This window comes from Streptomyces sp. NBC_00341 (assembly GCF_041435055.1).
Classification (GTDB): Bacteria; Actinomycetota; Actinomycetes; order Streptomycetales; family Streptomycetaceae; genus Streptomyces.
Window position 1 is genome coordinate 2319975 of record NZ_CP108002.1, and the last position, 22573, is coordinate 2342547.

The following is a 22573-nucleotide window of genomic DNA, read 5'->3' on the forward strand; positions in this document are numbered from 1 at the left end:
AGCCGGCCTGCCTTCCTGGGTTACTTCCAGCCCTTGAGGAGCTTGCGGTAGGAGTCGCCGGTCGTCTTGACGGCCTTCTCCGGGGAGGTCTGTCCGGTGAGGACCTTCGTGTACTCGGTGACGAGCGGCGCGAAGAGGCTGCCGGTCTCCGGGATCCAGGGGCGCTCGACGGCACTCTCGACGACGGGCTTGAAGAAGCCGACGATCTCGTTGTCGACGACGCTCTCCTGCGCGTAGGCGGAGGTGCGGGTCGGCAGCAGGTTGAGCTCCTTGGTGACCTGGGCCTGGGTCTTGACGGAGGTCATGTAGTCGACGAAGGCGTAGGAGGCGTCGAGGTTCTTGGAACCGGCGTAGACGGCGAGGTTGTGACCGCCCTGCGGGGCGCCCTGCGCGGCGGAGCCGGCCGGGACCGGGGCGACGCCCAGGTTGGCCTTGTCGGTGAACTCCTTGCCGGTGTAGGTGTCGGCGACGGCCCACGGGCCGTTGATCATCATCGCGACCTTGCCGTCCTTGAAGGACGACTGCATGTTCTCCCAGCCGTCCGTCGCGTCGGTCTTGGCGGCGCCCGAGTCGACGAGGTCCTTGACGACCTTCATCGCCTTGACGCCGGCCGGGTTGTCGATGGTGACGGACTTGTTGGAGGCGTCGACCATGTCGCCGCCCTCGCCGTACAGGAACGACAGGAACCAGTACGCGTCGTCACCGCGCAGGTAGAGGCCGGTCTTGCCGGTCTTGTCCTTGATCTTCTTCGACGCGGTCTTCAGCTCGTCGACGGTCTTGGGGACCTCGACGCCGGCGTCCTTGAAGATCTTCTTGTTGTAGAAGATGCCCATGGAGTCGATGACCTGCGGCACCGCGTACGTCTTGTCCTTGTACTTGGTGGACGCGGCGGCCTGCTTCAGGAAGTCGTCCGCCTTCTGGAGGGCGGGGGTGCCGTCCAGCGGGGCGAGGTAGCCGAGGTCGGCGAACTCGGGCGTCCACGCGACCTCGGAGCGGATCACGTCGGGGGCGCCGGAGCCGGACTGCGCGGCGTTCTTGAACTTGTTCTGCGCGTCACCGAAGGGGACGTTGACGTACTTGACGTCGACCTTGGGGTGCTCCTTCTCGAAGCCCTCGGCGATCTTCTTGAAGACCTTGTCCTCGCTGCCCGCGGTGGAGGTGTCCCACCACGTGACGGTGCCGGAGAGCTCGCCCGAGCTCTTGGAGGTGCCGTTGGAACTGTCGTCGTCGCTGCCGCAGGCGGTCGCCGCGAGCGCCAGGGCCGCGACCAGGGCGGTGGCCGTTATGCCACGTCGCATCTGAACTCCTTCAACTGCCGTACCGCTCCGTCGCGGCGCCGGGTCGACGTGAACGTAACAAGGATGAAAGAAGGCCGAAAGAGTTTGCGGAAGATTTCTGCAAGCTCCGGCGATCGTTACATTCGCGTGTCCTCACGGTTGCCGTCAAGCCCCTTGACGCGAAGCCCTGAACCCTGGCAGGGGCTGGCCACCACCCATGATTCCGCAGTGCGACGATCTGACCGCAGCCCGCAGGCCGGTCCCGCAAGACCTTGCAAGATGTTGCCGACAGCCGCTGCGGGACGAGCCATGTGCGGCGTCGCGGGCCCCTCGCGCGGCCACCGGCGTCCGATTCCTGTGCATGGTGGGCAATCCGACCCGCTCCCGGTACAGTCCAGTCCCATGACCGCACGGCTTGCCGATATCGCAACTCAGGCGGGGGTCAGCGAAGCGACGGTCAGCCGTGTACTGAACGGCAAGCCCGGGGTTGCCGCTGCCACCCGCGAATCCGTCCTCGCCGCGCTCGACGTCCTGGGCTACGAACGGCCCGTACGGCTGCGCAGGCGCAGCGCGGGTCTGGTCGGCCTGATCACGCCGGAGCTGGAGAACCCCATCTTCCCGGCGCTCGCCCAGGTCATCGGGCAGGCGCTGACCCGGCAGGGCTACACCCCGGTACTGGCGACCCAGACCCCCGGCGGCTCCACGGAGGACGAGCTGACCGAGATGCTGGTCGACCGCGGCGTCTCGGGAATCATCTTCGTCTCCGGGCTGCACGCCGACACCTCGGCCGATATGCAGCGCTACGAGCAACTGCGCGCCCAGGGAGTCCCCTTCGTACTGGTAAACGGTTTCTCGCCCAAGGTGCAGGCGCCGTTCATCTCACCGGACGACCGGGCCGCGATGCGGCTGGCGGTGACGCACCTGGTTTCGCTGGGTCACACCCGGATCGGACTGGCCGTCGGGCCCAAGCGGTTCGTCCCCGTGGTCCGCAAGATCGAGGGCTTCCACGCCACGATGCGGGAGCAGTTGAACCTCACTCCGGACGAGGTGGAGGGGCTGATCCAGCACTCCCTGTACACGCTGGAGGGCGGTCAGGCGGCTGCCTCCGCACTGATGGAGCGGGGCTGCACGGCGGTGGTGTGCGCGAGCGACATGATGGCGCTCGGCGCCATCCGGGCAGCTCGCAGGCTTTCCAGGGACGTGCCGCGCGATCTCTCCGTGGTCGGTTACGACGACTCCCCGCTCATAGCGTTCACCGATCCGCCGCTGACCACGATCCGGCAGCCGGTGACGGCGATGGGCCAGGCCGCCGTGCGTACGCTCCTCGAGGAGATCGGCGGCACACCCGCCCCGCACAGCGAGTTCGTCTTCATGCCCGAGCTGGTCGTGCGCGGATCGACGGCCGCGGGCCCCGGCCAGGACGCGGCGTCTCCCGCCCCGCCCGTCCAAGGATCCCACGCACACCCGTAGTCCGCAGGACGTGCAGGTCGCCCCCGGCCGGAGGATCATCAGGCGGAGGGGGCAAATCTGGCAGACTCTATGCCTATGGGTGAATTGAGCGTGAAACGACAGGAAGGCCGCACGGAGGCCACCGCGTCACCCATCGTGAACGAGGCGGCTCCCGAGGCGAACACGAAGCAACCCGGCAACGTGAACCGGATGCGAAGACTGCGCGATCGCACTCTGGCAGGGCTGCGTGGTCCACGGTCCCCGAGAAGGCCACGCCTCTGGTTCGAAATCCTGCTGATCGCGGTCAGTTACTGGCTGTACTCGCTGGTGCGCAACGCCGTCCCCGAGCAGAAGGCGGCGGCCCTGGCCAACGCCGACTGGATCTGGTCGGCCGAGCGGTTCATGGGCATCGCCGTGGAGCGGTCGGTCAACCACGCGGTCAACTCGGTGACATGGCTGATCGTGTCGATGAACTACTACTACGCGACACTGCACTTCATCGTCACCATCGGTGTGCTCGTGTGGCTGTTCCGCCGCCACCCGGGCCGCTACGCGGCAGCCCGGCTGGCCCTGTTCGCGACCACGGCCGCCGCGCTGGCCGGCTACTACCTGTACCCGTTGGCGCCGCCCCGCCTGATGAACGGCAGCACGTTCATCGACACGGTCATGGTCCACCAGACCTGGGGTTCGATGGCTTCGGGCAACTTCAAGAACATGTCGAACCAGTACGCGGCGATGCCGTCGATGCACATCGGCTGGTCGCTGTGGTGCGGGCTGACCGTGTTCGCCCTGGCCTCCGCGCCCTGGGCGAAGATCCTCGGCCTGCTCTACCCGGTGGTCACCCTGATGGTGATCGTGTCGACCGCGAACCACTTCTGGCTGGACGCGGTGGGCGGCATGGCCTGTCTGGCCTTCGGCTACGCGGTGTCGTACGCCTGGTACGGAGCGCTGCCGCACCATCTGCCGAGGCGGATTCCACCGAAGGACGCCGGGCGGGCCCGGCTGTCCGCGCTGTCGGTCCACCGGGCGAAGGCCGCGGTGGGCCGTAACTGAGGACCGGGGCGGGACGGTCCGGGGGCAGGTGCGGGCGTGCCCGGGTTTCGGGGCTCCGCCCCGGACCCCGCTCCTCAATCGCCGGAGGGGCTTGATTTGCCCGCCTCACACCGCCGCCCCGTAGAACCGCTCGTCCACCACCGCCCGCGCACGCCGGGTGATCCGCCGGTAGTCCTCCAGCATGTCACCGGCGTGACCGGGCTCGTACCCCAGGTAGCGCCCCACCGCGGTCAGCTCTCGCGGGTTGGACGGGAACGTGTCGCCGGGCCTGCCCCGTACGAGCATCACCGCGTTGCGGACCCGGGTCGCCAGCACCCACGCCTCGTCCAGCGTCTGCGCGTCCTCGGCGGAGATCAGCTCCGCCGCGCACGCCGCGGCCAGCGCCTCACGCGTCCGGGTGGTCCGGAGCCCCGGCTCGGTCCAGCCGTGCTGCATCTGCAGCAGCTGGACCGTCCACTCGACGTCGCTCAGCCCGCCCCGGCCCAGCTTCGCGTGGAGCGTCGGGTCCGCCCCGCGCGGCAGCCGCTCCGACTCCATCCGGGCCTTGAGCCGTCGGATCTCGCGGACCGCGTCCTCCCCCAGCCCCTCCGCCGGGTAGCGCAGCGGATCGATCAGCTCGATGAAGTCGCGGCCCAGATCCGCGTCGCCGGCCATCGGCTGGGCGCGCAGCAGTGCCTGGCTCTCCCAGACCAGCGACCAGCGCCGGTAGTACGCCTCGTACGACTTCAGGGTGCGGACCAGCGGTCCGCTCTTGCCCTCGGGGCGCAGATCGGCGTCGATGAGCAGCGGCGGGTCCGCGGTGGGCAGCTGGAGCAGCCTGCGCATCTCGGCGACCACCCGGTTCGCGGCCCGGGACGCTTCTTGTTCGTCGACGCCCTCGCGCGGGGCGTGGACGAACAGGACGTCCGCGTCGGAGCCGTATCCCAGCTCCTGGCCGCCGAAGCGGCCCATGCCGATCACGGCGAACCGGGTGGGGAGCGTGTCGCCCCATTCGGCGCGTACGGCGGCGCGCAGGGCTCCGGCGATGGTGACGGCGTTGAGGTCGGTGACCGCGGTGCCGACGCGGTCGACGAGCGCGCCCGGGTCCTCTTCTGCGGGGTTGTCCTCGGTGCCGTAGGAGCCGATGAGATCCGCTGACGTGGTCCGGAACAGTTCGCGCCGCCGCACGCCGCGCACCACCGCCACCGCCGATTCCGCGCCTTCCGAGCGCCCCACCGCTGCCAGTACCTCCTGCTCCAGGGCGTCCCGGCTGCGCGGCTTCAGCCCCTGCGGGTCGCCGAGGATGGTCACCGCCTCCGGGGCGCGGAGCAGCAGGTCGGGGGCGAGCCGGCCGGCCGACAGGACCCGGGCGAGGTTCTCCGCCGCCGCGCCCTCGTCCCGCAGCAGCCGCAGGTACCAGGGGGTCTTGCCCAGCGCGTCGGACACCTTGCGGAATCCGAGCAGCCCGGCGTCCGGGTCGGCGGAGTCCGCGAACCAGCCGAGCAGCACGGGCAGCAGGGTGCGCTGGATGGCGGCCTTGCGCGAGACTCCGGACGACAGCGCCTCCAGGTGCCGCAGCGCGGCGGCCGGGTCCTCGTAGCCGAGGGCTTCGAGCCGGTGCGCGGCGGCCTTCGTGCTGAGCCGGGACTCGCCGGGGGCGAGCTGGGCGACGGCGTCGAGCAGCGGCCGGTAGAACAGCTTCTCGTGCAGCCGGCGCACCACGGAGGCGTGCCGCTTCCAGGCCTGGTTGAGCTCCGCGATGGGGTCGGTCCGCATGCCGAGGGAGCGGCCGAGCCGCCGCAGGTCCGGCTCGTCCTCCGGGACCAGGTGGGTGCGGCGCAGCCGGTAGAGCTGGATGCGGTGTTCCATGGCGCGCAGGAAGCGGTAGGCGTCGTCCAGCTGCGCGGCGTCCACCCGGCCCACGTAACCGCCCCGGGCGAGCGCGCCCAGGGCCTCCAGGGTCGAGCCGCTGCGCAGGGCGGTGTCGTTGCGGCCGTGCACGAGCTGGAGCAGTTGTACGGCGAACTCGACGTCCCGCAGTCCGCCGGGCCCGAGCTTGATCTCGCGGTCGACCCGGTCGACGGGGATCGTGTCGATGACGCGGCGGCGCATCTTCTGCACGTCGGGGACGAAGTTCTCCCGGTCGGCGGCCTGCCAGACGAGCGGCGAGACGGCGTCGACGTACTCGGCGCCCAGCGCGGGGTCGCCGGCCACCGGCCGGGCCTTGAGGAGCGCCTGGAACTCCCAGGTCTTGGCCCAGCGCTGGTAGTAGGCGAGGTGCGAGGACAGGGTGCGCACCAGGGGCCCGTTGCGGCCCTCGGGGCGGAGGTTGGCGTCCACGGGCCAGATGGTGCCCTCGACGGTGGTGTCGGAGCAGATCCGCATCATGTGCGCGGCCAGCCGGGTGGCGGCCGGGACGGCGGCGCTCTCCTCCGCGCCGTCGGCGGGTTCCGCCACGAAGATGACGTCCACGTCGGAGACGTAGTTGAGTTCGTGGCCGCCGCACTTGCCCATCGCGATGACGGCGAGGCGGCACTGCGCGGCGTCCTCCGGCGCTGCCGTACGGGCGATGGCGAGGGCGGCCCGCAGGGTCGCGGTGGCCAGGTCGGCGAGCTCGGCTGCGGTCTCCGCGACATCCGTGGTGCCGCACACGTCCCGGGCCGCTATCGACAGCAGGCACCGGCGGTAGGCGACGCGCAGGGCGTCCTGGTCGTCGGCCCCGGCCAGCTCGTGCTCGAACTCGGCCACTCCGGGATGCAGGTCGGTGGCCTCGTACGTGACGAGGGCCTGCCAGTCGCGCGGGTGACGGGCCAGGTGGTCCCCGAGCGCCTCCGACGCCCCGAGCACCCCGAGCAGCCGGTCCCGCAGCGGTTTGGCGGTGACGAGGGTGTCCAGCAGGATCTGCCGCTCGTCCGCCTCCTCCGCCTCCACGAGCCGTACGACGCCGCGCAGCGCGAGATCGGGGTCGGCGGTGGCCCCGAGCGCTTCGAGGAGCACGGGGTCGGAGCGTACGGAGGTCAGGTCCGGCAGGTCGAGCAGCCGCTCTGCGACGGACGGGTCGGTGAATCCGTGTCGCAGCAATCGGGTGAACGTACTGCTCCTGCGCCCCGGCAACGTCGTCATTCCGCGCTCTCTCCTGCTCGCCGCCCGATCACGTTCCAGTCTTACGAGACTAGTCCGGCACCGATGAATACGGGGAGGCCGCACAGTCTGTACTTCAGCGGTATATCTCGTTCAGCACCCTCTGGAGGCCCGATCATGTCCGCAGCCGAACCGCACACCGAGCTGGACCCCCGCTACAGCAGCCCCGGCGCGGAGCCCGCCCGCTGGGCCGACGCGCGGGAAATCCTGTCCGGCGCCGAGCTGTACTGGCTGACGACGGTCCGGCCCGACGGCCGCCCGCACGTCACCCCGCTGATCGGGGTCTGGTCGCAGGGGGCGCTGTACTTCTCCACCGGCGCCGAGGAACGCAAGGGGCGCAATCTGGCAGCCAACGCCGAGGTGGTCCTCACGACCGGCGCCAACACCTGGACGGAGGGCTTCGACGTGGTGCTGGAGGGCCGGGCGGAGCGGGTGACGGACGCGGCTCTGCTGACCGCTCTCGCCCAGGCCTGGGAGGCGAAGTACGGGAAGTTCTGGCACTTCGACGTCGCGGACGGGATGTTCGTGGGCGCTCAGGGCAACCGGGCCGAGGTCTTCGCGGTGTCCCCGCGCACGGTCTTCGGCTTCGGCAAGGGCGAGCGGTTCACCCAGACCCGGTGGCGCTTCGCCTGAGCGACCGGGTCCAGGGCACCGGCTGAGGGCTACCGGGAAGGGGCGGGCATGGTCCCGATCACGACGGTGGCGTACAGCTCGTCGCAGGTGACCACGCGCGGGATCAGCCCGCTGCCGCCGACGGTCTCCTCGGCGAGGGCGGCCTGCCGTTCGCTCGTCTCGACCAGCAGGCTGCCGCCCGGCGCCAGCCACCGGGGCGCCTCCGCGGCCACCCGGCGCATGACGTCGAGACCGTCGCCGCCGCCGTCGAGTGCCACCAGCGGCTCGTGCACGCGCGCCTCCGCGGGGAGCAGCGCGACGTCCCCGGTCGGTACGTACGGCACGTTGGCGAGCAGTACGTCGACGCGCCCGCGCAGTGAGTCGGGCAGCGGGGCGAAGAGGTCGCCCTCGTAGACCCGGCCCAGTTCACCGAGGTTGCGCCGGGCGCAGCGCACGGCGGCGGGTTCGACATCGGAGGCGTGGAGTTCGATCGCCTCCAGCGCCGAGGCGAGCGCGGCGCCGAGCGCGCCCGTGCCGCAGCAGAGGTCGACCGCCACGGCGGGTTGCGGGGCGAGTGCCACGGCCTGCTGGATCAGGAACTCGGTGCGGCGGCGGGGGACGAAGACCCCGGGGTCCACGGCGATCCGCAGCCCGCTGAACTCGGCCCAGCCCAGGACGTGTTCCAGCGGAAGACCGGCGACGCGCCGCTCCATCATGGCGGTGAGCGCGGCGGGGTCGGCGGCGGTGGAGGCGATCAGCTCCGCCTCGTCCTCCGCGAAGACGCAGCCTGCGGTGCGCAGTGCGGTGACCAGGGAGGAGAGGGCAAGCGGGGAGAGCGGGACCGGCATGGAGCGGAGCCTTTCGGGAAAACGCCGATGGGTGCTCCGCGGTCGGTTATGTCCGGTCGACCACGCGTTGACGAGGGGCGAGCACCCAGCCTGATACAGCGGTAATGGGTCCCACCTCCTTCGGTCCGTCCCCGTGCGGGGTCTTGATCTTGCGGTGCGTCCCCGTGCGGGGAAATAGTGCGTGCGTCCCCGTGCGGGAATCGTGCGTACGTCCCCTTGCGGGGGAACGTCACCCTACCCCAGCGGGTCCGGCGCGCGCCGGGCCGCCGGGCGTCAGCGCTTCCGGGGCCGCCAGTCGTTGCCGCCGTCGATGAAGCGGCTGTGTACGGCGACCGAGGTGTTGGCCGCCCGGGTGTGCCGCGCCTCCGCGCTGTGCTGCCGCTCGATCTGCTGCCCGTCGAAGTTGTCCGTGGGGCCGCGCCGGTCCTGCAGCGTCAGCTTCACGATCAGGGCGACGATCACGGCGAACAGCACGCCGAGCACTACGAGAATCCCAACCATGGCTCCCCCGTCCACTGCGGTCCTGCTGCCAGTATCAGTGATCGGGCGGGTGCGGTCCACCGGTCAGCGGGCAGTGGGTCCCCGTGTAGATCGTGGGCATGCAGCGGTTGCAGTGGATGCACTCGGAGCGGGTGGCGGGGTCGCGCTCGATGCGGTGCAGCAGGTCGGGTTCGCGGAGCAGGGCGCGGGCCATCGCGACGAAGTCGAAGCCCTCCGCCATGGCGCGGTCCATGCCCTGCCGGTCGGTGACCCCGCCGAGCAGGATCAGCGGCAGCCGGAGTTCGGCCCTGAACTGCCGGGCGGAGTCGAGCAGATACAGCGACCGGTAGGGGTAGGTACGGAAGAAGCCACGGCCCAGCGCCCGGATCGCGAGGCGCTGCGGGAGCGGGAAGTTCGCCGCGAACTCGGTGACGGGGGCATCGCCCCGGAAGAGGTACATCGGGTTCAACAGGGAACTGCCCGCCGTCAGTTCGAGGGCGTCCACCGAGCCGTCCGCCTCCAGCCAGCGTGCGACCTGGAGGCTGTCGTCCAGGGTGAGACCGCCGGGCGCTCCGTCCTTCATGTTGAGCTTGGCGGTGATGGCAAGGCGGTCGCCCAGCGCGTCGCGCACCGCCCGGGTGACGCCCAGCGCCACGGCCGCGCGGGCGCGCAGGGAGCCGCCGAAGGCATCGGTGCGGCGGTTCAGCCGGGGGCTGAGGAAGGCGCTGGCCAGGTAGTTGTGGCCGAGGTGGATCTCCACGGCGTCGAAGCCGGCCTCGGCCGCGAGCAGGGCCGCCTCGGCGTGGGCAGCGATGACCCGGGCGATGTCGTCGGCGGTGGCCGCCCTGTTGCGCCGCATGCTGAGCGGGTTGAAGCCGGCCATCGGGGCGAGGGCGGGCAGTCCGTTGGAGCGGCCGTCCGCCACCGGTCCGGCGTGGCCCAGCTGCGCACTGACCGCGGCCCCGGTGCCGTGTACCGCCTCGGTCAGCCTGCGCAGCCCCGGCAGCGCCTCGGGCCGCATCCACAGCTGGCGGCGCTCGGTGCGGCCCTCCGGGGACACCGCGCAGTAGGCCACGGTCGTCATCGCGACGCCGCCCGCCGCGGGGCGCAGATGGTAGTCGATGAGCGCGTCGGTGACCAGCGCCTCGGGGGTGGCGCCCTCGAACGTCGCGGCCTTGATCACCCGGTTGCGCAGCCGCAGCGGCCCCAGCCGAGCCGGTGCCAGCACATCCGGCACACGGCCCGACGCGGCCCCAGCTGCTCCCGTTTCGTCCGGCATGGCGCGCAGCATCGCAGAGAACTGACGAATAGTCAGCAGCGCTGCGGCCGGGGATCGCGTACGTCCCCGCAGCGGTCACCGATGACTCCGGGACGGCTGTGGACGTCAGCCGGATCGCGGCACGATGCTCACCGCGCGGTAGTCGTACCCGTCCTGCTTGAAGCCGGGCGCCTCCCAGACAAGATCCACCCGCTGTCCGGGCGTCAGGGTGCGGAAACCGGGCTGCTGTATGTCGGCGTAGTGGCCGAAGCAGCCGCCTGGGGTCTCGGGGGAATCGAGCACGCCCCACCCTTCCTCGTCGCGCCACTCCCGAACCGTCGCAGTCACCATGGGCCGGATCCTATGGGCACCGCCCGCGCGGGCCCGTACGGGGACTCCCACAACCGGACCTCGGCAGCCACAACCATCAGTTGTGCACACCTAGACTGGACCGGTGGACACCGAGGCAATGCGCACGTTCGTCCGGGCGGCCGAACTGGGACGACTGCAGCACGCGGCCGATGAGCTGGGCGTGACGCAGCAGGCCGTCTCCAAGCGGATCGCCGCCCTGGAGCGCGAGCTCGGGGTCCGCCTGTTCACCCGCACCCCCCGAGGGGTGGAGCTGACCTTCGACGGTCAGGCGTTCCTCCCCCACGCGCGGAGCGTAGTGGCGGGTGTCGAGCGCGCCGTCGCCGCGGTCAGGCCGGGCTCCAGGGCCCTGCGGATCGACGTTCTCGGCCTGCGGAGCGCGCAGGCGGTCGTGCTGCACGACTACTGGCGGTCGCGCCCCGGGACCGACCTCGACGTGGTGACCCTCCGGGTCAACGACCCACGCGTGGCGGTCGCCGCCGTCGAGGCGGGCGATATCGACGCCTCGTTCCGCACCGTCACCGACCCGGCCCTCCTGCCGCCCGACGTACAGATGATCCACGCGTTCGACTCACCGCTGGAACTCCTCGTCGGCCCGAAACATCCGCTCGCCTCGGCGCACGAACTGACGCCACTGCAGTTGCGCGAGCACCGGATCTGGGTGCCGGGCATCGCGCCCCGGAGCGAGTGGTCGGAGTTCTACGACCAGCTCGCCACCGACTTCGGCCTGCGCATCGACGCGGCCGGGCCGCACTTCGGGGACGAAGTACTCCTGGACACCCTCGCCGAGTCCGCGGAGGTGGCCACCCTCGTGGGGGCGCGCGACCGGTACATCTGGCCGGCGGACCACGACCTGCGTCGCATCCCGGTCGTGAATCCGGCCCTCGCGTACCCGCTGTCGCTCATCCTCCCCGCGACGAATCCGCATCCGGGACTCCGCGGAGTCATCGCCCACCTCCACGGCCTGCCAGGGCTCCCAGGGCCGGTCTGGCGCCCGGCCTGGGCGACGTGACCAGAACGCCTTCGGGCCGACGGTTTCGCACCGTCGGCCCGTGGAATCCGCTCTCAGTGCGTCAGGCGGCGCCGACCGCCACACACTCTTCAGCGACCCACCCGTCCCGGCCGTTGATCCTCACAGTCATCCATCCATTGCCCCCACCGCACGAGGTGTAGCTCTGGCCTTTGGTGACGCTGTCCTGGTCGGTGCCACAGGACAGCTTGCCACCGGCCGCAATCGTGCCGAGGAGCGTGTACTTCGCTCCGGGGCCGCTGCGGACGTTCAGAGTGCTGCCGGAGACATTGTGGATGTAGCAGGAGGCAGCGGCCTTCGCCGTGACGGACTGGGCCGCAGCGTTGGCCGGGGCCACGGCGGTGCCGAGCGCACCCAGCACAGCCACGCCCGTCACGCTTATCACCTTGATCGAGTTACGCATGAGTTCTCCCTCAGCCCGGTCGGCAGCTTTCAGCAAACAAGATCATCTTATCTCCCGGGCCCTTACTGGTCAGGGCATTTGCGCGATCTGAGGGCATCACCCAGCCCCGCGCTCACCCCGGCTTCCGTCCCGTCCCCCGACTTGGGCCGCCCGTCCGCGCCTGACGGCCCCTGGGCGCCCCGGAGCTGATCATGGCTATGGGCGGGTCGCTTCGGTTGAACCGGGCGACCCGCCCACGTTGCGTTCTCCGGAACGCTGAACTGCGGTTACAGCACCGGCAGCAGGTTCTTCAGCTCGAAGGCGGTGACCTCGCTGCGGTACTCCTCCCACTCCTGCTTCTTGTTGCGGAGGAAGAAGTCGAAGACGTGCTCGCCGAGCGTCTCCGCGACCAGTTCGCTCTTCTCCATCAGCGAGATCGCCTCGCCCAGGTTCTGCGGGAGCGGCTCGATCCCCATCGCGCGGCGCTCGGCGTCGGACAGGGCCCAGACGTCGTCGTCGGCGCCCGCCGGGAGTTCGTAGCCCTCCTCGATGCCCTTGAGGCCGGCGGCCAGCAGGACCGCGTACGTCAGGTACGGGTTGGCGCCGGAGTCGATGGAGCGGACCTCGACGCGGGCCGAGCCGGTCTTGCCGGGCTTGTACATCGGGACGCGGATCAGCGCGGACCGGTTGTTGTGGCCCCAGCAGATGTACGAGGGGGCCTCGCCGCCGGCGCCCGCGGCGCGGGAGGAGCCGCCCCAGATGCGCTTGTAGGAGTTGACCCACTGGTTGGTCACCGCGGAGATCTCCGCGGCGTGCGTGAGCAGGCCAGCGATGAAGGAGCGGCCCACCTTGGAGAGCTGGTACTCGGCGCCGGACTCGTAGAACGCGTTGCGGTCGCCCTCGAAGAGGGAGAGGTGGGTGTGCATGCCGGAGCCGGGGTACTCCGAGAACGGCTTCGGCATGAACGTCGCCTGCACGCCCTGCTCCAGCGCGACCTGCTTCATGACCAGACGGAACGTCATGATGTTGTCGGCCGTGGAGAGCGCGTCCGCGTACCGCAGGTCGATCTCCTGCTGGCCGGGGGCGCCCTCGTGGTGGCTGAACTCGACCGAGATGCCCATCGATTCGAGCATCGTGATCGCCTGGCGGCGGAAGTCCATCCCGACGTTCTGCGGGGTGTGGTCGAAGTAGCCGGAGCTGTCCGCCGGGGTGGGGCGGCTGCCGTCCACCGGCTTGTCCTTCAGCAGGAAGAACTCGATCTCCGGGTGGGTGTAGAAGGTGAAGCCCAGGTCCGAGGTCTTGGCCAGGATGCGCTTGAGCACGTAGCGCGGGTCCGCGAAGGACGGCGAGCCGTCCGGCATCAGGATGTCGCAGAACATGCGGGCGGTGCCGGGGGCCTCCGCGCGCCAGGGCAGGATCTGGAAGGTACCCGGGTCCGGCTTGGCGATCATGTCCGACTCGTACACCCGGGCGAAGCCCTCGATGGCCGAGCCGTCGAAGCCGATCCCCTCGTCGAACGCCTGCTCAAGCTCGGCAGGAGCCACGGCCACGGACTTGAGATAACCGAGCACGTCGGTGAACCACAGCCGGACGAACCGGATGTCCCGCTCCTCAAGTGTCCTGAGGACGAATTCCTGCTGCTTGTCCATAGCCACATCCTTGCAGTTCAGACGGTCCGTGCACCACCGCCCGGGGTAGGGGAGACACTGCCAGTATCACGACCCGGGATTTCACCCAGATTACGCACACGACGTGAGATGGAGCACTCGGCCACCCACTACGATCGTCGGCCATGGTGTGCACGGGACGCGGCAGTCCGGCAACCGCCCTGCGCACACCGGATTTCCGACCCGTTCCAGACCCTCATCGCCCCTTCGCAGAAGGACCACGACATGAGCCACGAGAGCCACGACCGCAGGACGCGCATAGAGCAGATGCGCAACGCCGACCGCACGCGGGACCGCCGCAACCGTGTGGTGGCCATAAGCATCGGCGCCGTCGTCGTCGCAGGTCTCGTCGCCTTCGGCAGCTACACGCTGCTGGACAGGTCCGAGGCCTCCGCGGACCAGAAGTCCGCGGACGGGAAGGCGTCGGAGCAGCCCGGGGCGGAGGGGAAGGACGCGGCCGGCAGCGGGATCGAGGGCGAGAAGACCTGGGACGCGAAGAAGCTGACCCGCAACCACGTCACCAAGACCGTCACGTACCCGATGAAGCCCCCGGTCGGCGGTGACCACAACCCCGTCTGGATGAACTGCGACGGGGAGGTATACAAGAAGGCGATCCCCGACATGAACGCCGTGCACTCGCTGGAGCACGGTTCGGTGTGGGTGACGTACACGGACGAGGCCCCTGCGGCGGACGTGGCCAGGCTCGCCGAACGGGTCGGGAAGACCCCGTACTCGCTGATGAGCCCGTACAAGGACCAGGCCGCCCCGATCATGCTGAGTGCCTGGGGCAAGCAGCTCACGGTGGACGGCGCCGACGACCCCCGGGGGGCGCAGTTCTTCTCCGCGTACGTGCAGGGGCCGCAGACGCCCGAGCCTGGGGCGGCGTGCACCGGCGGACTGGAGGCCCCGTGACGGTTACGGAGCGCACCCGGCGCACTCGCTGGGTGGCCGGTTCCGCCGTGGCCCTCGCGGTGCTGTTCGCGGGCGCCGCGACGGTGGCCTCGGCACGGGACGACGGGGCGGGCCGGCCCGCGAGCGCCTCCGGGTCCGCCCCGCGCACGCCCGCGACGGACTCGGCGGACGCCGGGTTCGCCCGCGACATGGCCGTCCACCACCAGCAGGCCGTGGAAATGTCCTTCATCGTCCGGGACCGTACGCGGGACGAGGACGTGCGCCGGTTCGCGTACGACATCGCCAACACGCAGGCCAACCAACGGGGCATGCTGCTCGGCTGGCTCGATCTGTGGGAGCTGCCCAAGGTGTCCGCCGGGCAGGAGCCGATGGCCTGGATGGACGGGCAGCACGCCGGGCACGACATGGACGGGATGGACGGGATGGAGGGCATGTCGGGGCACGGGGGCGGTTACCAGGCCCACGACGGGTCCCTGATGCCCGGCATGGCCACCCGCACCGAGCTCGGCCGGCTCCGCAAGGCCAGTGGCAAGCAGGCCGAGGTCCTGTATCTCCAGCTGATGACGGACCACCACAAGGGCGGGATCGACATGGCGCGCGGCTGCGCGGACCTGTGCACCGTGAAGGCGGAGAAGCGGCTCGCCCAGGGCATGGTCGAGGCCCAGCAGTCCGAGCTGGACGCGATGGCGCAGATGCTGGCCGAACGCGGGGCCGCACCCCGCGACTGACCGGCACGGTCAAGGTTCCGTCGCGCCTCAGGTGCACCCGAATGGGTGACAGCGCTCGCGTACCCCGAACGGGCCCCTCACGATGGGTTCGCTCGGGGTCGTAGAGCAGTGCCCACCGGCACGCAGGAGGAACCCCCATGACCACCGCCAAGGAAATCATGCACACCGGCGTCACCTGGATCCCGGCGCACGAGACCCTCGACCGCGCCGCCCAGCTGATGCGTGAGCACAAGGTCGGCGCGCTGCCCATCTCGGCAGAGGGCGACAAGGACCGGATGATCGGCATCCTCACGGACCGCGACATCGTGGTCGACTGCGTGGCGATGGGCAAGGATCCGTCGAAGGTGACCGCGGGCGACCTCGCGCAGGGCACGCCGCGCTGGATCGACGCGGGCGCGGAGGTGGAGGACGTGCTGCACGAGATGCAGGACCACCGGATCCGGCGGCTCCCCGTGGTCGAGAACAAGAGGCTGATCGGCATGATCAGCGAGGCCGATCTGGCGCAGCACCTCTCCGACGACCAGATCGCCGGCTGGGCCGAGAAGGTCTACTCCCGCAACTGACCACGACCCGCACGGTCTGCGGGCCGTTGGGCGTACGGTCCGCAGGCGTACGGCCCCACGGTCCGACGGCGTACGGCCCCACGGTCCGACGCGCCCGTCCCTCCGCCGCGCGGGGTGACGGGCCGCCGCCGTTTATATACCCGGTAGGGGTAGGGTGGCCGCCATGTTCGGGACGAGGAGCACGAGGTACGGGCAGCTGCTGCTCTTCGCCGCGCTGCTCTTCGGGATCTTCACCATGCACACGGTCGGCCACCCGGCGGAGCACGGCGGGCAGGGTGCCGGCACGGCGTCCTCGCACGCGTCGCACTCGATGGTCATGGCTGGTGCGGCGTCCGCCGATGCGGACACCCGGGTGGTGAGCGCTGACGCCCACCACCCGGACCGTCCCACGCCGATGCGGTCCATGGACCCGATGGCCGTCTGCCTCGCCGTGCTGTCCGTCTGGGGACTCGCCCTGCTCACCGCACTGCTGATGGCCCGGCGTTCCGCAGGCGGCCTGTCGCGGAACACCGCAGCCCGTTCGCCGTGGAGGCCACGGCCCCCTCCCCCACCCCCACCACGGCCGCGCAAGGCCCTCCTCACCGATCTGTCGGTACTGCGGATATAGGCGCACCGCGCCGCGTCCGCCCTTCACCACACCGACAACATCTTTGAGGTGCACTCAGTCATGCCCGCTCAGCACACCCGACGCGCCGTGCTCGGCGCTTCGATCGCCCTCGCAGGTACCGGAGTTCTCGCCGCCTGTTCCGACGGCGGCGGTACGCCGGACCACTCCGGCATGCATCACGGCGGCCCGTCCGGCACCGCCGCCCCCGAGGGGTACGTGACCCCCGACGGCCCGGAGGTCGCGGCGGCCGAGAAGCGCCGGGGCTCCGGCCCCGTACGCAAGGTCTCCCTCACCGCCACCCCGTCCCGGCTCGACCTGGGCGGCGGGCACACCGTCAGCACCTGGGCGTACGGGGACCGGCTGCCCGGCAAGGAGGTGCGGGTCACCGCGGGCGACACGCTCGCCCTCACCCTCGCCAACCACCTTCCGCAGCCGACCTCCATGCACTGGCACGGGCTCGCCCTGCGCAACGACATGGACGGGGTCCCCGGGCTGACCCAGCGCGCGATCGAGCCGGGCAAGGACTTCACGTACCGGTTCGCGGTACCGGACCCCGGCACGTACTGGTTCCACCCGCACTCCGGCGTCCAGCTGGACCGCGGGCTGTACGCGCCGCTGATCGTCGAGGACCCGAAGGAGCCGCTGTCGTACGACAAGGAGTGGGTCGTCGTCCTGGACGACTGGCTCGACGGGGTGGACGGCTCCACCCCCGACGCGGTGCTCCAGGAACTCACCAAGGGGCACAGCGGGCACACCATGGAGGACATGCCCTCGGCCGATGCCGATGCCGGAACCGGGCCCTCGCGCATGCTGATGGGCGCCACCAGCAAGCTGCTCGGCGGCGACGCGGGCGATGTCGGCTACCCGTACTACCTGGTCAACGGCCGCACCCCGCAGGACCCGGCCGTCTTCAGCGCCCGGCCCGGCGACCGGATCCGGCTGCGGATCATCAACGCGGGCGGTGACACCGCCTTCCGCGTCGCGCTCGGCGGCCACCGGATGACGGTCACGCACACCGACGGCTTCCCGGTCCGGCACACCACGACGGACGCCCTGCTGCTCGGCATGGGTGAGCGGTACGACGTGCTGGTGACCGCCGGGGACGGGGTGTTCCCGCTGACCGCGCTGGCCGAGGGCAAGAAGGTCTCCGCGATGGCGCTGCTGCGGACCGGTGGCGGGGCGGCGCCCGCCGCAGCCGTGCGGCCGAAGGAGCTGGACGGCTCGCTGGTGACCGCGGACCGGCTCACCCCGGACGCGTCCGTGGCGCTGCCCGGCCGGACGCCCGACCGGACGGTGCGGATCAGGCTGACCGGTTCCATGGCCGCGTACGACTGGGCGTTCGACGGGAAGCCGTACAGCGCAGACCAGCGGCATCCGGTGAAGGCCGGGGAGCGGGTCCGGATGGAGTTCCGCAACGCGACCTCGATGTGGCACCCCGTCCATCTGCACGGGCACACCTTCGCGTTGGCCGGAAACGCGTCCGGGGCCCGTAAGGACACCGCGATCGTGCTGCCCCGGCAGACGCTCACGGTCGACTTCGACGCGGACAACCCGGGGCTGTGGATGCTCCACTGCCACAACCTCTACCACGCGGAGGCGGGCATGATGACGGTCGTCGGCTACCGGAGCTGACCGGCCACCCGGCGGGCCGTCCGGCGGGCCGCACGGCCTTCTGCGCGGCCCGCCAGGACATCGCGTCAGTCAGACGATTACACTGGGCGGCGTGCCTCAACTACGCCTCGCACTGAATCAGATCGACTCGACCGTCGGTGACCTCGCCGGCAACGCCGAGGCGATCCTCCACTGGACCCGGCACGCCGCCGAGCAGGGCGCCCACCTGGTGGCGTTCCCCGAGATGGTGCTGACCGGTTACCCCGTCGAGGACCTGGCCCTGCGGTCCTCCTTCGTCGAGGCGTCGCGCGACGCGCTGCGCGCGCTCGCCGCCCGCCTCGACGAGGAGGGCTTCGGGGAGCTGCCGGTCGTCATCGGATACCTCGACCGCTCCGAGTTCGCCGCGCCGCGCTACGGCCAGCCCGCCGGGTCCCCGCGCAACGCCGCGGCGGTGCTGCACCGCGGCGGGATCGCGCTGAACTTCGCCAAGCACCACCTGCCCAACTACGGCGTCTTCGACGAGTTCCGGTACTTCGTGCCGGGCGACTCGATGCCCGTCGTGCGGGTGCACGGGATCGATGTCGCGCTCGCCATCTGCGAGGACCTCTGGCAGGACGGCGGCCGGGTGCCGGCCGCGCGGGCCGCCGGGGCCGGGCTGCTGCTCTCGGTCAACGCCTCGCCCTACGAGCGGGACAAGGACGACACCCGGCTCGAACTGGTCCGCAAGCGGGCCCAGGAGGCCGACTGCACGACGGCCTACCTGGCGATGATCGGCGGCCAGGACGAGCTGGTCTTCGACGGTGACTCGATCGTCGTCGACAAGCGGGGCGAGGTCATCGCCCGTGCGCCGCAGTTCGCAGAGGGCAGCGTGATCATCGACCTCGACCTGCCGGCCGCCGCCGCCGACGCGCCCTCGGGCATGGTGAACGACGGGCTGCGCATCGACCACGTGGTCCTCTCCGAGGAGCCGCTGCCGCCGTACGAGGCGGAGCTGGCCGGAGGGTACGCGGACCGGCTCGACGACGACGAGGAGCTGTACTCCGCGCTCGTCGTGGGCCTGCGCGCGTACGCCGCGAAGAACGGCTTCAGCAGCGTGCTCATCGGGCTCTCCGGCGGGATCGACTCGGCGCTGGTCGCGGCGATCGCCTGCGACGCGCTGGGGGCCCAGAACGTCTACGGCATCTCGATGCCGTCGAAGTACTCCTCCGACCATTCCAAGGGCGACGCGGCCGAGCTGGCGCGGCGCACCGGGCTGAACTTCCGCACCGTACCGATCGAGCCGATGTTCGACGCGTACATGGGCTCTCTGGGGCTCACCGGTCTCGCCGAGGAGAACCTCCAGTCGCGGCTGCGCGGCACGATGCTGATGGCCGTCTCCAACCAGGAGGGCCAGATCGTCCTGGCGCCGGGCAACAAGTCGGAGCTGGCGGTCGGCTACTCGACGCTGTACGGGGACTCGGTCGGCGCGTACGGGCCGATCAAGGACGTCTACAAGACGGCGATCTTCCGGCTGGCGAAGTGGCGCAACCGGGCGGCCGAGGAGCGCGGGCAGACCCCGCCGATCCCGGAGGCCTCCATCACCAAGCCGCCGAGCGCGGAGCTGCGTCCGGGGCAGGTCGACACGGACTCGCTGCCGGACTACGACGTGCTGGACCGGATCCTGGAGATGTACGTCGACCGGGACCAGGGGCTCGACGCGATCGTCGCGGCCGGGTTCGACGCGGCGCTGGTCGCGAAGACGCTGCGGATGGTGGACACCGCGGAGTACAAGCGGCGGCAGTATCCGCCGGGCACGAAGATCTCGCCCAAGGGCTTCGGCAAGGACCGGCGGCTGCCGATCACGAACCGGTGGCGCGAGTCCGGCTGACGCCGGGGGTGGGGTACGGCTTCGGCTTCTGGCCCGTCCGGCCGAGGGTGTGTCCTCAATCGCCGGACGGGCTTGTTTTTGCGGGCGTGGTGTCCTCAATCGCCGGACGGGCTTGTTTTTGCCGGGCGGCCGTTGCTCAGTGCGCGTCCGGGCTTGATGGTGCCGGGGTCCGGTCCGGCGTCGGGGTGGCCCCGGCCACCACCCTCGACGGGCTCCGGTCGCGGTCCAGGGCGCCCGCGGTGACCGCCACCGCGAGGCCGGCCACGGCGAGGACCGCGCCGACCAGGGCCGGGGACGTCCAGCCCCAGCCTGCCGCGATGGCCATGCCGCCCAGCCAGGCGCCGCCCGCGTTGGCCAGGTTGAACGCGGAGTGGTTGGAGGCCGACGCCAGGGTCGGGGCGTCCTTGGCCTTGTTCATGACGAGCATCTGCAGCGGCGTCGTCGTCATGAAGCCGACCCCGCCCAGCAGCACCACCATCACCAGCGCAGCCCACTGCACATGGGCGGCGAACGGGAAGGCGACCAGGACGACCGCGAGCGCGCCCAGTGATCCGTACAGCGTGGGACGCAGTGCCCGGTCCGTGAGCGGGCCCGCGGCGAGCGCGCCCAGGGTCATGCCGATGCCGAAGAGCGCCAGCACCAGCGTCACGGAGGACTCCCCGAAGCCCATCGCCTCCGTCGTCATCGCCGAGAGGTAGGAGTAGACGGCGAAGACCCCGGCGAAGCCGAAGACGGCGGTGAGCAGTCCGAGCAGCACCTGCCGGTTGCCCAGGGCCCGCAGCTCGCGGCGGACGTCCTGGTGGGCCTCGACCGGGATCTGCGGGACGAGCCGGGCGAGCGCGGCCATCGCGCCCAGCCCGATCAGCGCGACCACCAGGAACGTGGCCCGCCAGCCGAGGTGCTGGCCGAGCAGCGTGGCGGCGGGCACTCCGACGATGTTGGCGACGGTCAGGCCGAGGAACATCGTCGCCACGGCCCGTGCCTGGCGCCCGTCGGCCACCAGCCGGGCGGCGACGACCGCGCCGACGCCGAAGAAGGCGCCGTGCGGCAGCCCGGCCAGGATCCGGCCCGCGATCAGCCAGCCGAAGCCGGGGGCGAACGCGGAGGCGAGGTTGCCGACGGTGAAGAGCGCCATCAGGAGCAGCAGCATCCGCTTGCGCGGGACGCGCGAGCCGAGGGCGGTGAGCAGCGGGGCGCCGAGCACCACACCGATCGCATAGGCCGACACGAGGTAGCCGGCCGTGGGGACGGAGGTGCCGAGGTCGTCCGCGACATCGGGCAGCAGGCCCATCATCACGAACTCCGTGGTACCGATGCCGAAGGCGCTCACCGCGAGGGCGAGCAGAGCCAGGGGCATGAGGAGAGACCTTTCCGGAGGGGGCGGAGCGCGGAGCGGCGGACCGGCTCCATCGCCGGTCGCCCTCGGTCCCTGATCGGAACAAATACTCTCAGATGGTTTATGCCGGGAGGTAAACGGACCGTGACGTGACGGGTCTCAGGGGCGTGAGAGGTCTCAGGGGCGTCCCAGCTCGGTACGGGCGTCCCAGCTCGGTACGGGCGGCTCAGAGCTTGACGCGGGCGGCGATCGGGAGGTGGTCGCTGTCCGTCGCGGGCAGCGTCCAGGAGGACACCGGGTCGACGCCCTTCACCATGATCTGGTCGATCCGGGCCATCGGGAACGACGCGGGCCAGCTGAATCCGAAGCCGTCACCGGCCGCGCCCTGGGTGGAGCGCATCTGGGAGGTGACCGCGTTGAGCGAGCGGTCGTTCATCGTCCCGTTGAGGTCTCCGAGCAGGACGACCCGGTCGAGCCCCTCGTCCGCGATGGCCTCACCGAGCGCGTCCGCGCTCTGGTCGCGCTGGTTCGCAGTGAATCCGGCGTGCAGCTTGACCCGGACCGAGGGCAGGTGCGCGACGACGAAGCCGACCTCGCCCTTGGGCGTGGCGACGGTGGTCCGCATGGCCCGGACCCAGCCCATCTTGATGTCCACCGGGCGGGTGTCGCTGATCGGGTACTTGCTCCAGAGGCCGACGGTCCCCTGTACCGAGTGGTACGGGAAGCGGCCGGCGAGCGCCGACTCGTAGGTCTTCACCTTGCCGGCGGGCAGTTCCTGGAGGGCGATGACGTCGGCGCCGGAGCCCGCCACCTGCTGGGCGGTGCCCGCGGGGTCGGCGTTGTCCGCGTTGACGTTGTGGGTGGCGACGGTGAGGTCGCCGCCGCCGCCCGACTTGTCGGTGAGGAGTCCGCCGAACACGTTGAACCAGACGACGACCGGCAGCAGGAGCACGATCAGCGCGGTCGCGGAGCGCCGCACCAGGCCCAGCACGAGCAGCACCGGCACGAAGACGGCGATCCACGGCAGGAACGTCTCGGTGAGGCTGCCCAGGTTGCCGATGGTGTTCGGGATGTGGGAGTGCAGGAGCATGACGAAGGTCAGCACCAGCGAGCAGCCGGCCAGGACCAGTCCGCGCCGCCAGATGCCCCGGTCCCGGGCCAGCCGGACCAGTCTGTCGCTCAGTCTGTCGCGCAGGTCCCGGAAGCGGGGGCCGGTGGGCTGCGGTCCTCCGCCGCCGTTTCCGGTGTCCGCCCTGTACGCCTGCACCATCGCGCTGTCCTCACTGCCTTGCCGTGCACATCGCCGCGCCCACGACCCTAGGCGATGAGCGACGCGATTCCCGCCGTCGACGACGGCCGTACTGCCACCAGGACGAACGAGGGGGCGTGGCCAGTTCCGGTCGG

20 protein-coding genes are annotated in these 22573 nt (G+C 70.9%); 10 read left to right on the forward strand and 10 right to left on the reverse strand.

Annotation, left to right across the window (positions count from 1 at the left end; all coding sequences use genetic code 11):
• Window positions 1-20: 20 nt before the first annotated feature.
• Window positions 21-1298 carry an extracellular solute-binding protein gene (locus OG892_RS10255; RefSeq protein ID WP_073735706.1) on the reverse strand — a complete coding sequence of 426 codons (1278 nt, stop codon included), beginning with the start codon at window positions 1296-1298 and terminating at the stop codon, window positions 21-23.
• Between the two features lie 381 nt (window positions 1299-1679).
• On the opposite strand from OG892_RS10255, the gene OG892_RS10260 reads away from it, so the two are divergent.
• Window positions 1680-2747 (forward strand): LacI family DNA-binding transcriptional regulator, encoded by a 1068-nt coding sequence (locus OG892_RS10260; RefSeq protein ID WP_327336567.1) that lies wholly within the window; start codon window positions 1680-1682, stop codon window positions 2745-2747.
• A 135-nt stretch (window positions 2748-2882) separates the two neighbouring features.
• Window positions 2883-3779 (forward strand): phosphatase PAP2 family protein, encoded by an 897-nt coding sequence (locus OG892_RS10265; RefSeq protein WP_328698232.1) that lies wholly within the window; start codon window positions 2883-2885, stop codon window positions 3777-3779.
• A gap of 105 nt (window positions 3780-3884) precedes the next feature.
• Here the strand turns inward: OG892_RS10265 and OG892_RS10270 are convergent, their stop codons facing one another.
• Complete coding sequence (locus OG892_RS10270; protein ID WP_073735709.1) at window positions 3885-6881, reverse strand: bifunctional [glutamine synthetase] adenylyltransferase/[glutamine synthetase]-adenylyl-L-tyrosine phosphorylase; 2997 nt, start codon at window positions 6879-6881, stop codon at window positions 3885-3887.
• Between the two features lie 135 nt (window positions 6882-7016).
• Between OG892_RS10270 and OG892_RS10275 the strand changes: the two genes are divergently transcribed.
• Window positions 7017-7532, forward strand: coding sequence for a pyridoxamine 5'-phosphate oxidase family protein (locus OG892_RS10275; RefSeq protein WP_371628958.1), 516 nt, complete (start codon window positions 7017-7019; stop codon window positions 7530-7532).
• 29 nt (window positions 7533-7561) lie between these two features.
• On the opposite strand, the gene OG892_RS10280 is transcribed toward OG892_RS10275, so the two are convergent.
• The 4 genes from OG892_RS10280 to OG892_RS10295 form a co-directional block, all read right to left on the reverse strand.
• A complete protein-coding gene (locus OG892_RS10280) occupies window positions 7562-8359 on the reverse strand; it encodes a putative protein N(5)-glutamine methyltransferase (protein WP_371628959.1) in 798 nt (265 codons plus the stop codon).
• A gap of 273 nt (window positions 8360-8632) precedes the next feature.
• Window positions 8633-8860, reverse strand: a complete 228-nt coding sequence (locus OG892_RS10285) for a hypothetical protein (protein ID WP_327336571.1) — start codon at window positions 8858-8860, stop codon at window positions 8633-8635.
• A 34-nt stretch (window positions 8861-8894) separates the two neighbouring features.
• Window positions 8895-10118: an NADH:flavin oxidoreductase gene (locus OG892_RS10290; protein WP_371628960.1), complete on the reverse strand. Its 1224-nt coding sequence runs from the start codon at window positions 10116-10118 to the stop codon at window positions 8895-8897.
• A gap of 105 nt (window positions 10119-10223) precedes the next feature.
• The gene (locus OG892_RS10295) at window positions 10224-10448 is read right to left on the reverse strand and encodes a cold-shock protein (RefSeq protein ID WP_073735714.1); all 225 of its coding nucleotides are present in this window, start codon (window positions 10446-10448) and stop codon (window positions 10224-10226) included.
• Between the two features lie 103 nt (window positions 10449-10551).
• Between OG892_RS10295 and OG892_RS10300 the strand changes: the two genes are divergently transcribed.
• Window positions 10552-11478 carry a LysR family transcriptional regulator gene (locus tag OG892_RS10300; protein WP_371628961.1) on the forward strand — a complete coding sequence of 309 codons (927 nt, stop codon included), beginning with the start codon at window positions 10552-10554 and terminating at the stop codon, window positions 11476-11478.
• A 61-nt stretch (window positions 11479-11539) separates the two neighbouring features.
• Here the strand turns inward: OG892_RS10300 and OG892_RS10305 are convergent, their stop codons facing one another.
• Window positions 11540-11899 (reverse strand): SH3 domain-containing protein, encoded by a 360-nt coding sequence (locus OG892_RS10305; protein ID WP_073735716.1) that lies wholly within the window; start codon window positions 11897-11899, stop codon window positions 11540-11542.
• Between the two features lie 266 nt (window positions 11900-12165).
• Window positions 12166-13527, reverse strand: coding sequence for a type I glutamate--ammonia ligase (gene glnA / locus OG892_RS10310; RefSeq protein WP_073735717.1), 1362 nt, complete (start codon window positions 13525-13527; stop codon window positions 12166-12168).
• 285 nt (window positions 13528-13812) lie between these two features.
• Here glnA and OG892_RS10315 point away from each other — a divergent pair, with 285 nt between their 5' ends.
• From OG892_RS10315 to OG892_RS10340, 6 genes are all read left to right on the forward strand, one after another.
• Entirely contained in the window at window positions 13813-14457 is a 645-nt protein-coding gene (locus tag OG892_RS10315; protein ID WP_371631610.1) for a DUF3105 domain-containing protein, read from the forward strand.
• On the forward strand, window positions 14454-15185 hold the full coding sequence (locus OG892_RS10320) for a DUF305 domain-containing protein (protein ID WP_073735718.1): 732 nt from the start codon (window positions 14454-14456) through the stop codon (window positions 15183-15185). The genes OG892_RS10315 and OG892_RS10320 overlap by 4 nt, the downstream gene beginning before the upstream one ends.
• A 137-nt stretch (window positions 15186-15322) precedes the next feature.
• Complete coding sequence (locus OG892_RS10325) at window positions 15323-15748, forward strand: CBS domain-containing protein (protein ID WP_073735719.1); 426 nt, start codon at window positions 15323-15325, stop codon at window positions 15746-15748.
• Between the two features lie 163 nt (window positions 15749-15911).
• The gene (locus tag OG892_RS10330) at window positions 15912-16355 is read left to right on the forward strand and encodes a DUF6153 family protein (protein WP_371628962.1); all 444 of its coding nucleotides are present in this window, start codon (window positions 15912-15914) and stop codon (window positions 16353-16355) included.
• A 60-nt stretch (window positions 16356-16415) separates the two neighbouring features.
• Window positions 16416-17987 (forward strand): multicopper oxidase family protein, encoded by a 1572-nt coding sequence (locus OG892_RS10335; protein WP_371628963.1) that lies wholly within the window; start codon window positions 16416-16418, stop codon window positions 17985-17987.
• Window positions 17988-18078: 91 nt separating this feature from the next.
• Window positions 18079-19833: an NAD+ synthase gene (locus tag OG892_RS10340; protein WP_371628964.1), complete on the forward strand. Its 1755-nt coding sequence runs from the start codon at window positions 18079-18081 to the stop codon at window positions 19831-19833.
• Between the two features lie 136 nt (window positions 19834-19969).
• Here the strand turns inward: OG892_RS10340 and OG892_RS10345 are convergent, their stop codons facing one another.
• Both OG892_RS10345 and OG892_RS10350 read right to left on the reverse strand, forming a co-directional pair.
• Window positions 19970-21190 (reverse strand): MFS transporter, encoded by a 1221-nt coding sequence (locus OG892_RS10345; protein WP_073735723.1) that lies wholly within the window; start codon window positions 21188-21190, stop codon window positions 19970-19972.
• A gap of 205 nt (window positions 21191-21395) precedes the next feature.
• Complete coding sequence (locus OG892_RS10350) at window positions 21396-22439, reverse strand: endonuclease/exonuclease/phosphatase family protein (protein WP_371628965.1); 1044 nt, start codon at window positions 22437-22439, stop codon at window positions 21396-21398.
• Between the last annotated feature and the right edge of the window lie 134 nt (window positions 22440-22573).